This window comes from Ornithinimicrobium ciconiae, assembly GCF_007197575.1.
Lineage (GTDB): Bacteria > Actinomycetota > Actinomycetes > Actinomycetales > Dermatophilaceae > Ornithinicoccus > Ornithinicoccus ciconiae.
This window is the reverse complement of sequence record NZ_CP041616.1, coordinates 2499540-2511696: the sequence shown is the minus strand read 5'-3', so window position 1 is coordinate 2511696 and position 12157 is coordinate 2499540. Positions and strand designations below refer to the sequence as shown.

Annotated in this window: 12 protein-coding genes and 1 tRNA gene; 11 read left to right on the top strand and 2 right to left on the bottom strand. The window is 70.5% G+C overall.

Going from position 1 to position 12157, the window contains the following annotated elements:
* The first annotated feature begins 85 nt into the window (after window positions 1-85).
* The 10 genes from FNH13_RS11525 to FNH13_RS11480 all read left to right on the top strand — a co-directional run bounded on the left by FNH13_RS11525 (window position 86) and on the right by FNH13_RS11480 (window position 8125).
* Complete coding sequence (locus tag FNH13_RS11525; RefSeq protein ID WP_165700095.1) at window positions 86-676, top strand: Trp biosynthesis-associated membrane protein; 591 nt, start codon at window positions 86-88, stop codon at window positions 674-676.
* 125 nt (window positions 677-801) lie between these two features.
* On the top strand, window positions 802-1014 hold the full coding sequence (locus FNH13_RS11520) for an HGxxPAAW family protein (RefSeq protein WP_143783554.1): 213 nt from the start codon (window positions 802-804) through the stop codon (window positions 1012-1014).
* 216 nt (window positions 1015-1230) lie between these two features.
* A complete protein-coding gene (gene trpC, locus FNH13_RS11515) occupies window positions 1231-2046 on the top strand; it encodes an indole-3-glycerol phosphate synthase TrpC (RefSeq protein WP_143783553.1) in 816 nt (271 codons plus the stop codon).
* Entirely contained in the window at window positions 2043-3293 is a 1251-nt protein-coding gene (trpB, locus tag FNH13_RS11510) for a tryptophan synthase subunit beta (protein ID WP_143783552.1), read from the top strand. The genes trpC and trpB overlap by 4 nt, the downstream gene beginning before the upstream one ends.
* Window positions 3290-4096: a tryptophan synthase subunit alpha gene (gene trpA / locus FNH13_RS11505; RefSeq protein WP_143783551.1), complete on the top strand. Its 807-nt coding sequence runs from the start codon at window positions 3290-3292 to the stop codon at window positions 4094-4096. The genes trpB and trpA overlap by 4 nt, the downstream gene beginning before the upstream one ends.
* A 40-nt stretch (window positions 4097-4136) precedes the next feature.
* Window positions 4137-4703, top strand: coding sequence for a MauE/DoxX family redox-associated membrane protein (locus FNH13_RS11500; protein ID WP_143783550.1), 567 nt, complete (start codon window positions 4137-4139; stop codon window positions 4701-4703).
* Window positions 4703-5452, top strand: a complete 750-nt coding sequence (locus FNH13_RS11495) for a DsbA family protein (RefSeq protein ID WP_143783549.1) — start codon at window positions 4703-4705, stop codon at window positions 5450-5452. Before FNH13_RS11500 ends, FNH13_RS11495 begins: the two co-directional genes overlap by 1 nt.
* Window positions 5453-5629: 177 nt before the next feature.
* Window positions 5630-7087: a pyruvate kinase gene (gene pyk, locus FNH13_RS11490; protein WP_143783548.1), complete on the top strand. Its 1458-nt coding sequence runs from the start codon at window positions 5630-5632 to the stop codon at window positions 7085-7087.
* 173 nt (window positions 7088-7260) lie between these two features.
* Window positions 7261-7346, top strand: a tRNA-Leu gene (locus FNH13_RS11485).
* Between the two features lie 101 nt (window positions 7347-7447).
* Window positions 7448-8125: an ANTAR domain-containing response regulator gene (locus tag FNH13_RS11480; protein ID WP_143783547.1), complete on the top strand. Its 678-nt coding sequence runs from the start codon at window positions 7448-7450 to the stop codon at window positions 8123-8125.
* Window positions 8126-8181: 56 nt separating this feature from the next.
* Here the strand turns inward: FNH13_RS11480 and FNH13_RS11475 are convergent, their stop codons facing one another.
* Together FNH13_RS11475 and FNH13_RS11470 are read right to left on the bottom strand one after the other, a co-directional pair.
* Complete coding sequence (locus FNH13_RS11475; protein ID WP_143783546.1) at window positions 8182-9006, bottom strand: DUF554 domain-containing protein; 825 nt, start codon at window positions 9004-9006, stop codon at window positions 8182-8184.
* 28 nt (window positions 9007-9034) lie between these two features.
* Window positions 9035-9454, bottom strand: a complete 420-nt coding sequence (locus tag FNH13_RS11470) for a PaaI family thioesterase (protein ID WP_143783545.1) — start codon at window positions 9452-9454, stop codon at window positions 9035-9037.
* A 19-nt stretch (window positions 9455-9473) separates the two neighbouring features.
* On the opposite strand from FNH13_RS11470, the gene polA reads away from it, so the two are divergent.
* A complete protein-coding gene (gene polA, locus FNH13_RS11465; protein WP_143783544.1) occupies window positions 9474-12146 on the top strand; it encodes a DNA polymerase I in 2673 nt (890 codons plus the stop codon).
* Window positions 12147-12157 lie beyond the last annotated feature (11 nt).

Sequence of the window (12157 nt, the reverse complement as noted above, 5' to 3'; positions counted from 1 at the left end):
CCGACGGAACCGGATCGCGGCGCCAGCGGTGCGCGCGAGCGGTGCCGGCCGTGCTCCCCGGGGCCAGAACCGTCAGGATGGGGTCATGAAACGGTGGTGGCTGTGGGCAGCGCTGGGGACAGCGCTGCTCCTGATCAGCTCGGGCCAGGCCTGGGTGAGCGGCACCTGGAACGACCCGGTGATCGGCGCGACGCGCATCACGGTCACCGGCACCCAGGCCGGTGCCACGCTGACCGCCGGTGCCCTGCTGGCCGGGGCTGCGGTCCTGGCGGGCCTGGTCGGCTCCCGACCTGTGCGTCTGGCTGCCGCCTGGTGCCTGGCCGGTGGCAGCGGCCTGGCCGCGTTGCCCGCGCTGCGGTCCCTTCTCAGGCCGCAAGGAGCCGTCGAGGCCGTCGCCGCTGACCGCCCCGGCGCGACCGGCCTGACCGTGCAGGCCACGGACACCACGATCACCGCGTGGCCGTGGGTTGCCCTCCTCGGGGCCCTGCTGGTCCTGCTCGGCGCGCTGCTCTGCGGACTGCACTGGTGGCACACCCCGCGCCGCGGCGCCACCGGTGCACGAGGCGGGGAGCGAGACGGGCAGGACGGCGCGCAGAGCAGCAGCACCCGCGAGCCGCGACCCACCGACGCCTGGGACGACCTGTCGCACGGACGGGACCCCACAGTCGACGACTAGGGCGTGCTCCCGGTCCCGAGGCCGGAACCCACAGTTGACGATGAGGGCGCGGCCCCGGTCCCAAGACTGGGATCCACCTGGCACAATGGCACTCAGCACACCCCGCCGGACACAGGAGCAAGAGCATGGATGACCACGGACACGGCAACTCTGTCGCGGCATGGACCGGGACCATCCTGTTGCTGCTGGCCAGTCTGCTGGTCTGCCTCGGTGTCTTCTTCGGGTGGGACTGGGCGACGTGGAGCGGGGTGGCCGTCGCGGTGATCGCGGTCGGCGCCTGGTGGGGTCTCAACGCCGCGGGCTATGACGAGACGCACTGGAACCAGCGCGACGCCTGAGCGCACACCGCCCCGGGCCTGCCCTGGTCAGCCGCCTCGACCGCCCCTGATCACGCGCGTCAGCAGCCCGTGATGAGCCGCCGCCGACGTCCCTGAGCAGGCGCGTCAGCTGCCCGTGATCAGCCGCCCTCCATGGCTGATCAGCCGCGGACCCCCGAGCCGCACCACGCGTGACCCGCGCACCGGTGCCCTGCTCAGCACGGATACGCTGGGACCGTGCCTACCGTCCTTGACCAGATCCTTCACGGAGTCCGCGAAGACCTGTCCACCCGCCGCGCCGACCTCCCCCTGGAGCGCCTGCGCGAGGTGGTCGAGACGGCCCCACCTGCGCGCGACGCGCTCGCGGCACTGTCCGCTCCTGGCGGGGTCCACCTGATTGCTGAGGTCAAGCGCGCCAGCCCCTCCAAGGGGGCGCTGGCCGACATCCCCGACCCCGCCGAGCTGGCCGCCGAGTATGCCGCCGGGGGAGCCAGCGTGATCAGTGTCCTGACCGAGCAGCGCCGCTTCGGAGGCAGCCTGGCCGACCTGGACGCCGTGCGCGCAGCGGTCGACATCCCGGTGCTGCGCAAGGACTTCGTGGTCGACCCCTACCAGGTCTGGGAAGCCCGGGCCCACGGCGCGGATCTCGTGCTGCTGATGGCCTCCGCCCTGGACCAGGAAGACCTCGTCGAGCTGCTCGCCCTGGTGGAGGAGCTCGGGATGCACGGTCTCCTGGAGGCCCACGACGAGGAGGAGCTGGCCCGGTGCGTGCAGGCGGGTGGCCGGATCATCGGCGTCAACGCCCGCAACCTCAAGACCCTCGAGGTGGACCCGGCCACCGTCACCCGGCTGCTGCCACTGGTGCCCCAGGGCGCGATCGGCGTGGCCGAGTCTGGGGTCACCGGGCCGGCGAGTGTCCGGGACTACGTCGCGGCCGGAGCCCGGGCGGTTCTGGTCGGTGAGGCCCTGGTCACCGGGACCGAGCCACGTCGTGCGGCCCGGGAACTCCTGGCTGCAGGTGGTCGTCAAGTGGATGTGGAGGAGACAGCGTGAGCGAGCAGATCGGTCGTTTCGGCGACTTCGGCGGCCGGTTCGTCCCGGAGGCCCTGATCGCGGCCCTGGAGGAGCTGGACGCCGCCCGCCTCGAGGCGATGGCTGATCCTGTCTTCACCGAGGAGCTGGCCCGGCTGCACCGTGACTACACCGGTCGGCCGACGCCGTTGACCGAGGCTGCCCGGTTTGCCGAGCACATCGGTGACGTGCGGGTCTTCCTCAAGCGGGAGGACCTGACCCACACCGGGTCCCACAAGATCAACAACGTCCTGGGCCAGGCGCTGCTGACCGTCCGCATGGGCAAGAAGCGGGTCATCGCCGAGACCGGCGCCGGCCAGCACGGCGTGGCCACGGCCACCGCCGCCGCCCTGCTCGGCCTGGAGTGCACCGTCTATATGGGGGAGAAGGACACCCGGCGCCAGGCTCTCAACGTGGCCCGGATGCGGCTGCTCGGGGCCGAGGTCGTCCCTGTCAAGCACGGCAACTCCACCCTGAAGGACGCGATCAACGAGGCGCTGCGCGACTGGGTCACCCACGTCGAGGACACGCACTACCTGCTGGGCACCGTCACCGGGCCACACCCCTTCCCGACCATGGTGCGTGACTTCCACCGGATCATCGGTGACGAGGCCCACGACCAGCTGCAGGCGGTCACCGGCGGCCTGCCGGACATCGTCTGTGCCTGCGTGGGTGGCGGCTCCAACGCCATGGGCATCTTCCAGCGTTTCCGGGACGAGCCCTCCGTCCGGCTGGTCGGTTTCGAGGCCGGTGGCGAGGGTGTCGAGACCGGCCGCCACGCGGCCCGGTTCAGCGCCGGCGAGCCGGGCGTGCTGCACGGTGCCGCCACCTACGTCCTCCAGGACGAGGACGGTCAGACCCTGGAGTCCCACTCGGTGTCGGCCGGGCTTGACTATCCCTCCGTCGGTCCGGAGCACGCCTACCTGCGCGACAGCGGCCGGGCGGAGTACCAGCCGATCAGTGACACGGAGGCGATGGACGCCTTCGCGCTGCTCTGCCGGACCGAGGGGATCCTGCCAGCCATCGAGTCCGCCCACGCCCTGGCCGGTGCGCTCAAGGTGGGTCGGGAGGCCGCCCCGGGCACCGTCATACTCATCAACCTGTCAGGACGGGGCGACAAGGACGTGGAGACCGCAGCGGCCTGGTTCGGGCTGACCGGCGACCACCCCGCCGACGATGAGAGTGCCGGCGATGAGAGTCACGCACCAGCCGAGGGAGTCGAGGCATGAGCTCGTTGCACGCCCTGGACAGCGTCTTCGCCACCTGCCGTGCGGAGAACCGCGCGGCGTTGATGACCTACCTTCCCGCCGGCTTCCCCGACAACGGCTCCTCCCGCGCGGCGATGGTCGCCCTGGTCGAGGCCGGCGCGGACATCGTCGAGGTCGGGGTGCCCTACACCGACCCGCTGATGGACGGGCCGGTCATCCAGGACGCGGCAGACCAGGCCCTGGCCGGTGGCTTCCGGGTGGCCGACCTGCTCGGCAACGTCGAGGCCGTCGCCGCTGCCGGTGGCGTCGCCGTGGTGATGAGCTACTGGAACCCGGTCCTGCGCTACGGGCCCGAGTCCTTCGCCCGAGACCTGGCGGCCGCCGGTGGAGCCGGACTGATCACCCCGGATCTCATCCCTGACGAGGCCGGCGAGTGGACGACCGCTGCCACCGCGCACGAACTGGCCCCGATCTTTCTCGTCGCGCCCAGCTCGACCGATGCGCGCTTGGCGATGACGACCGCTGCGTGCCGGGGATTCGTCTATGCCGCCTCGACGATGGGGGTCACCGGCACGCGCACCAGCGTCGGTGGCGGCGCCCGGGAGCTTGTGGCGCGCACCCGGAAGGTCACCGACCTGCCCGTGTGCGTCGGCCTGGGCGTGTCCACCGGGGATCAGGCGGCCGAGGTCGCCTCCTTCGCTGACGGTGTCATCGTCGGCTCGGCCCTCGTGCGTGTCCTGGGGGAGGGCCACACGTCGGGTGCCGGCCTGGAGCCGCTGCGCACCCTGACCGCCGAGCTGGCGGACGGGGTTCGTCGGCGATGACGCGGGGCCAGGTGGCGGCGCTGGCGCTGCGGGAGACGCCATGAGCCGGCAGCGGTGGGCCGACCTGATCGGACTCCTGTGCCGTCTCGCCCTCGGCGGCGTGCTGCTGGCCGCCGGCCTGCTCAAGGTCGGTGACACCACCGGCTCGATCCAGTCGGTGGTGGCCTACCGGCTCTTTGACTACCAGTTGGCCGAGATGATCGGGCTGATGCTGCCGGTCGTGGAGATCGCGCTGGGGCTGCTCCTGGTGCTGGGCCTGCTGACCCGCTGGAGCGCGGCCCTCGGCGCGCTGCTGATGGTGGTCTTCATCGCAGGCATCGCCTCGGCCTGGGCCCGGGGCCTGGCCATCGACTGTGGGTGCTTCGGCACCGGTGGGCCGGTCGACCCGTCCGAAACCGCCTATCTGAGCGAGATCGTGCGCGACGCCGCGCTCTTCGGCGCCGGCCTCTGGCTCGTCGTGCGGCCCCGTTCGCTCCTCGCGCTCGACACGCTGATCTTCCGGCGCGCGCGCCCGGCCCGCTCGGCCGGGGAGCCACCCGACGGGACGGGGTCCACCCGTCTCTCGGCCCGGCATACTGCACCCTCCACCACGAAAGGCGCCACCTGATGGCTCGTCCGCCCGCCCACATCCCGCCACCTCCCAAGAACGGACCCTCTCCCGGGCTGATCGGCGCGGTGGTGGCTCTGGTGGTCGTCCTCATCGCGGTGATCGTCTATATCGCGTTCCGGCCCGACCCGGTGGACGACACCCGCGACGACGGCGCCTCCGTCACCGGTGGGGGCAGCTCGCCCAGCGCGCTGCCCAACGCCGGCGGCATCCGGGTGGGTGACGCCGGCAGTGACGCGCCCGACGTCCGGGTCTATGTGGACTATCAGTGCCCCTGGTGCGGGCTGCTGGAGGAGGTCTCCGGACCGGCGATGCTCGAGGCCGCAGACGACGGAGACATCCAGCTCACCTTCACGTTGATGTCCTTCCTGGACAGCAACCTGGGCACCGACTCCTCCCTGCGGGGCGCTAACGCGGCCCTGTGCGCCGACGACCAGGGTGCCTTCCCCGAGTTCCACCAGAGGCTCTTTGCCGGGCAGCCGGAGGATGAGGGCACCGGCTGGACGGACGAGCAACTGGTCGGCTTCGCCGAGGACTCCGGGGTGGGCGATCTCGACACGTTCACCGCCTGCCTGGCCGACGGCACGCACAACGACTACGTCAAGGACATGCAGACCCGGTCCAACCAGGACGGCGTCTCCGGCAGCCCCCGCGTCTTCATCAACGGCGAGGAGCTGGGCAACGAGCAGATGAACACCCTGATGCGTGACCCGAACTCCTTCCCGGCCATCCTCGAGGGTGCCCTCTGATGGCTGAGCAGGCTCCTGCGGCAATCCTCGAGGGTGCCCTCTGACGGGCTGAGCAGGATCCTGCCGCGCCGGGACGGGGCCCGTTGCCGTCCCGGCGACCCCAGCACCGGGTTGCCGGGCCGACCAGCCGGTTGGGGTAGTGAGCTGATCGCCCCCGCTACCTCTAGGCTGGGACTCATGCGTCGAGCAAAGATCGTGTGCACCCTTGGGCCAGCCACCGACAGCTATGAGGAGATCCGGGCCCTCGTGGGCGCCGGGATGGATGTCGCCCGGATGAACATGTCCCACGGCACCCACGAGGACCATGACCGTCGGTATCACCTGGTCCGCCAGGCCGGCGACGAGCTGGAGCGGGCGGTCGCGGTCCTGGCCGACCTGCAGGGGCCGAAGATCCGAACCGGCACCTTCGCGGCCGGTCCGGTGCAGCTGGTGCCCGGTCAGAGCTTCACGATCACCACCCGTGACGTCCCCGGTGACGAGCACGAGGTCGGCACCACCTTCGCGGGGCTGCCCGGTGACGTCAAGGTCGGCGACGAGCTGCTGATCGACGACGGCAAGATCCAGCTCACCTGCACGGACGTGACCGACACCGACGTGGTGACCACCGTCGTCATCGGCGGAGAGGTGTCCGACCACAAGGGCATCAACCTGCCGGGCACCGCCGTGTCCGTGCCGGCGCTGAGTGAGAAGGACGCCGAGGACCTGCGGTGGGCGCTGCGGACCAGGGTCGACGTCATCGCCCTGTCCTTCGTGCGCAGCGGCAAGGACATCGAGGACGTGCACCGGATCATGGACGAGGAGGGGCTCCGGCTGCCGGTCATCGCCAAGATCGAGAAGCCACAGGCCGTGGACAACCTCGTGGACATCGTGGCCGCCTTCGACGGGATCATGGTGGCGCGCGGCGACCTGGGTGTCGAGCTGCCACTGGAGGCCGTCCCGCTGGTGCAGAAGCGTGCCGTGGAGATCGCGCGGCGCAACGCCAAGCCGGTGATCGTGGCCACGCAGGTGCTCGAGTCGATGATCACCAACCCGCGACCGACGCGGGCCGAGGCCAGTGACTGCGCCAACGCGGTGCTCGACGGTGCCGACGCCATCATGCTCTCCGGGGAGACCAGCGTCGGTGCCTGGCCGATCAAGGCGGTGGAGACGATGGCCACCATCATCGCCAACACCGAGGAGCACGGCATGGACCGCATCGTGCCGTTGGGCACGAAGCCGCACACCACCGGCGGTGCGGTCACCAAGGCGGCGGCAGAGATCGCCGAGTTCCTTGATGTCGCGTTCATGGTGACCTTCACCCAGACCGGGGACTCGGCCCGGCGGATGGCGCGCCTGCGCAGCGTGACCCCTGTGCTGGCGTTCACCCCGTTGCCCTCCACCCGTTCGCAGCTGGCCATGACCTGGGGCGTGGAGACCTTCCTCACCGACATGGTCGAGCACACCGACGAGATGGTGATGCAGGTCGACGAGGTGCTGATCCAACAGAACCGGTGCGCCGAGGGCGAGCTCATCGTGATCGTGGCAGGGTCGCCGCCCGGCACTCCGGGGGCGACCAACGCGCTGCGGCTGCACCGGGTCGGCGACGCGGTCCACGGTCGTGCGCCGGCCTACGCCAAGCTGCTCGGCCAACGCTAGGCCCTCGCCGACCTGCGGGGGGACCTCCGGAACACCGCCCCGGGCCCGCCCGCCGGCATACCGCACCTCCGGACCACCGCTTCGAGCTCGCCCGGCGCCATACCGCACCTGCGTCAGGTGCGTTGCCGCGTTCGGCCTGCGCCGTGCTGCCGGTATGCTGTCCCGGTCCCCCTGCCGGGGTGGTGGAATGGCAGACACGGAGCACTCAAAATGCTCTGCTCGAAAGGGCGTGCGGGTTCGAGTCCCGCTCCCGGCACCAGCGACGTCCTCGGGCGTCCTGACGTCCGGTGCCGATCCGCGCTCCGGGCCACACGCGCGCCCGACAGGGAGCCAGCCAGTCCGAAGGGTTAGTCTGCACCAGTGACCACGTCAGAGCGCCCAGTGCCGCGCCCGCCCAAGGCGACGGAGCCCGAGACCGCCAGCACCGAGACGGAGCAGACCAGCGAGAGTGCCGAGCCGGCTGCCGTGCGCGTCCTGGTCGCCGAGGACGAGGCCCTGATCCGGCTCGACCTGGCCGAGATGCTCGGCGAGGCCGGTTATGACGTCGTGGGGCAGGCCGCCGACGGCGAGCAGGCCGTCACGATGGCCCGTGAGCTGACCCCTGATCTGGTCATCATGGACGTGAAGATGCCCGGGATGGACGGCATCAGCGCGGCCGAGGTGCTGGGCAAGGAGGGCGTCGCCCCGGTCGTGATGCTCACGGCCTTCAGCGACCGCGCGCTGGTCGAGCGGGCCCGGGACGCTGGCGTGATGGCCTATGTCGTCAAGCCGTTCACCGCCAACGACGTGCTGCCCGCCATCGACATCGCCCGTTCGCGCTGGCAGGAGCGGCAGGCGCTGGAGTCCGAGGTGGCCGACCTGGCCGAGCGCTTCGAGACCCGCAAGCGGCTCGACCGCGCCAAGGGGCTGCTGCAGCAGCAGCTCAAGCTGAGCGAGGCGGAGTCCTTCCGCTGGATCCAGAAGGCCGCCATGGACCGGCGCCTGTCGATGCGTGAGGTCGCCGACGCGGTCATCTCGGGCATGCCCGCCAAGAAGTAGGCCCAGACCTCCCGCCACAACGTCACCTCGAGCGGCCCCGTCGGGAAGCAGCTCCGCTAGGTCAGGCTGCCCACGATCCACACCAGCACGGGGGCGACAGCCAACGCTGGCAGCAGGTCACCCACGGGCAGGTCACGGATCCGCAGCAACCGCAGGGAGATGCCGATCAGGAGCAGCCCGCCCACGGCGGTCAGCGCCGCGATGTGCGCCTCTGGGACCAGCGAGCCCAGCAGCACTCCCACGAGGGTCAGACCACCCTGCACCACGGCCACGGAGACCGCCGAGAATATCACGCCGAGGCCGAACGACGCGGCGAAGGCCAGGGCCGCGAAGCCGTCCAGCACCGACTTCAGGGCAAGCTCGTCGATGCCGCGCCCCAAGCCGTCGTTCAGGGATCCCAGGATGGCCAGCGGGCCGACGCAGAAGAGCAGCGAGGCCGTCAACCAGCCCTCGATGAACCGTTCGCGAGCCGACGCGGAGGCCGCCTCCGAACCGTCCTGCCACCCGGGCGTCTCGTCCGCGGCGGTGTCCAGATTGGCCACCGCCGGTGTCCGGCGGGCGACGAAGGCCTGGATCACCCCGGCCAGTGACTCGACGCGCTGCTCGATGCGCAATAGCGACCCCGTGATGCCGCCGATGAGCAGTGCGCCGAGCACGATGAGCACCGGCACCCCCGACCCGACGTGCTCCACGAGGGCCGGTGAGGTGACGTCCAGCAGGGAGAGGATGGCCACCAGGAAGGTCACCAGCCCGAGACAGTCGGTGACCACGGACCGGGTGTGCTCGGACAGCCGGTGGCCGAAGACCATGCCCAAGAGGGATCCGACCAGCACGGTCAGGACGTTGAGTGCGGTGCCGGCGCCCGGGAACAGTTGGTCCACGGAAGGCAGGGTATGCCGGGCCCTCCGGTCAGGCGCCGGGAGGTCGGTCCCGCAGCTGGCAGGTGAGCCGGGCGGTGGCCACCCGGTGGTCCTCGTCGTCGGTGATGACGATCTCGTAGGCGGCGACGGAGCGGCCCAGGCTCAGCGGTGTGGCGACTCCTGTGACATGGCCCTCGCGCACCGCCCGGTGGTGGGTGATGTTGAGGTCGACCCCCACGGCGATCCGGTCGGCCCCGGCGTGCATCGCCGAGGCGATCGACCCCAGCGACTCTGCCAGGACGGCAGAGGCACCCCCGTGCAACAGGCCGTAGGGCTGGGTGTTGCCAGCCACCGGCATACGACCCACGGTGCGCTGGGCGTCCAGGTGCGTGATCTCGATCTCCATCCGCTCCAGGAGGGGGCCTCTGGGGTCGGGTAGGACGGGTGGCGCTGCGGCGATGTCAGTCATGGGACCTAGGGTGGCATGCGTGAGTCGACTGCTGCTGCTGGACGGACATTCCCTGGCCTACCGCGCGTTCTTCGCCCTGCCGGTGGAGAACTTCTCCACAACCACGGGACAGAGCACCAACGCGGTCTTCGGGTTCACCTCGATGCTCATCAATGTGATGCGCGACGAGGCGCCCACGCATGTCGCGGTGGCCTTCGACGTCTCACGCCAGACCTTCCGGGCGCAGGAGTATGCCGAGTACAAGGCCGGCCGCTCCGCCACCCCCTCGGAGTTCAAGGGTCAGATCCCGATCATCCGGGAGGTGCTCGACGCCCTGCGCATCCCCTTCCTGGAGATGGACGGCTACGAGGCCGACGACATCCTGGCCACCCTGACCGCCCGCGGCCGCGAGGAGGGCATGGAGGTGCTCATCTGCTCCGGTGACCGGGACGCCTACCAGCTGGTGGGGGACAAGGTGACGGTCCTCTACCCGCGCAAGGGGGTCTCGGACCTCGCGCGGATGACCCCCGCTGCGGTCACCGAGAAGTACGGCGTGGGTCCTGAGCGCTACTCCGACCTCGCGGCACTGGTGGGCGAGTCCTCCGACAACCTCCCCGGGGTCCCCGGGGTGGGACCCAAGACTGCTGCCAAGTGGATCACGCAGTATGACGACCTCGCGGGCATCGTGGACAACGCCGACCAGATCAAGGGCAAGGCGGGAGAGTCCCTGCGGGCGCACCTGGACGGCGTCCTGCGCAACCGACGCCTCAACCAGCTGGTCGGCGACCTGGAGCTGCCCCTGACCCTGGCGGACCTGGAGCGACGGGTGTGGGACCGCGAGGAGATCCACACCGTCTTCGACCGGTTGGAGTTCCGCGTCCTGCGGGACCGCCTCTTCGACTATCTCGACCCGGTGGAGGACGAGGCCGACGAGGGCATCGAGGTGGCCGGCGGCCGGCTCAGCGCCGCCGAGCTGCCGGACTGGCTCGCCGAGCACGCTCCGGCGGGCAGCCGCACCGGGGTCCATGTCAGTGGTTCCTGGGCACGCGGCACCGGCGACGCCACCAGCATCACTCTCGCGACGCCAGAGGGTGCGGGGTTTATCGCGCTGGACGACCTTGACGACACTGCGGAGACGGCCCTGGCGTCCTGGCTCGCTGACGAGCAGGTGCCCAAGGTGCTGCATGACGCCAAGGGCCCGTTGCACGCGCTGCAGGCCCGTGGGCTGCCCCTGGCGGGCCTGGTCAGCGACACTGCCCTGGCGGCATACCTCGTCCGTCCGGACCAACGGTCCTATGACCTGGCCGACCTGGTGCTGCGCTATCTCAAGCGTGAGCTCCGTGCCGAGGAGGACCGGCCGGACCAGGGGCTGCTCGACCTGGACCTCGGGGAGGGGGACGCCGCCGTGCAGTCAGCCCTGGTGCACGCGCAGGCCGTCCTGGACCTCGCCGGCGCCCTCGAGGCTGAGATCGCCGACGTGCAGGGGGCTGAGCTGCTCAGTGACATCGAGTTGCCGCTCGTCGGTGTCCTCGGGAGGATGGAGCGGGTGGGCATCGCCGTTGACCTGGACGCGCTGGAGCGGCTGGAGGGTGAGTTCGGTGACGCCATGGCGCAGGCACAGCAGGACGCCTGGCAGGCCATCGATGACGACTCCGTCAACCTCGGCTCTCCCAAACAGCTGCAGACGGTGCTCTTCGAGAAGCTGGGGCTGCCCAAGACCCGGCGGACCAAGACCGGCTACACCACCGACGCCGATGCGCTCGCCGGTCTCTATGCCCAGACCGAGCACCCCTTCCTGGAGGCACTGCTGCGGCACCGGGACAAGGCCCGCCTGCGGGTGACGGCGGAGGGGCTGATCAAGTCGGTGGCGGACGACGGACGCATCCACACGACATACCAGCAGACCATCGCGGCCACCGGACGGCTCAGCTCCACGGATCCCAACCTGCAGAACATCCCGATCCGCACCGAGGAGGGGCGCCGCATCCGCGAGGCCTTTGTGGTGGGAGCAGGCTATGACGAGCTGCTGTCAGCCGACTACAGCCAGATCGAGATGCGGATCATGGCCCACCTGTCGGGGGACGAGGGGCTGATCGAGGCCTTCCGGACGGGGGAGGACCTGCACCGCTTCGTCGGGTCCCGGGTCTTTGGCGTGGAGCCCAGTGAGGTCACGGCCGAGATGCGTTCCAAGGTCAAGGCGATGAGCTACGGCCTGGCCTATGGGCTCTCGGCGTTCGGCCTGTCCAAGCAGTTGGGCATCTCCACCAGCGAGGCCAACGGGCTGATGGAGGAGTACTTCGCGCGCTTCGGGGGTGTCCGCGACTACCTGCGGGACGTGGTGGCGGAGGCCCGGGGCACGGGGTTCACCGAGACGATGCTGGGCCGGCGCCGCTATCTGCCGGATCTCACCTCCGACAACCGGCAACGGCGTGAGATGGCTGAGCGGATGGCGCTGAATGCGCCGATCCAGGGGTCGGCCGCCGACATCATCAAGGTCGCGATGCTGCGGGTCGAGGAGGCGCTGCGTGCGGGCGACCTCAGCAGCCGTCTGCTGCTGCAGGTTCACGACGAGTTGGTCCTGGAGGTGCCCGCGGACGAGAAGGCCACCGTTGAGGAGTTGGTGCGACGTGAGATGGGGGCGGCGATCGACCTCGCGGTGCCCTTGGACGTGAGTGTCGGGTGGGGTCGCACCTGGCACGACGCCGCCCATTAACCAGTCCTTCC

Coding starts and splice junctions, on each gene's coding strand:
- FNH13_RS11470 (WP_143783545.1), bottom strand. CDS start 9,454: ATGACTGACATCGCCGCAGCGCCACCCGTCCTACCCGACCCCAGAGGC.
- FNH13_RS11500 (WP_143783550.1), top strand. CDS start 4,137: ATGAGCCGGCAGCGGTGGGCCGACCTGATCGGACTCCTGTGCCGTCTC.
- FNH13_RS11520 (WP_143783554.1), top strand. CDS start 802: ATGGATGACCACGGACACGGCAACTCTGTCGCGGCATGGACCGGGACC.
- pyk (WP_143783548.1), top strand. CDS start 5,630: ATGCGTCGAGCAAAGATCGTGTGCACCCTTGGGCCAGCCACCGACAGC.
- FNH13_RS11525 (WP_165700095.1), top strand. CDS start 86: ATGAAACGGTGGTGGCTGTGGGCAGCGCTGGGGACAGCGCTGCTCCTG.
- trpA (WP_143783551.1), top strand. CDS start 3,290: ATGAGCTCGTTGCACGCCCTGGACAGCGTCTTCGCCACCTGCCGTGCG.
- FNH13_RS11495 (WP_143783549.1), top strand. CDS start 4,703: ATGGCTCGTCCGCCCGCCCACATCCCGCCACCTCCCAAGAACGGACCC.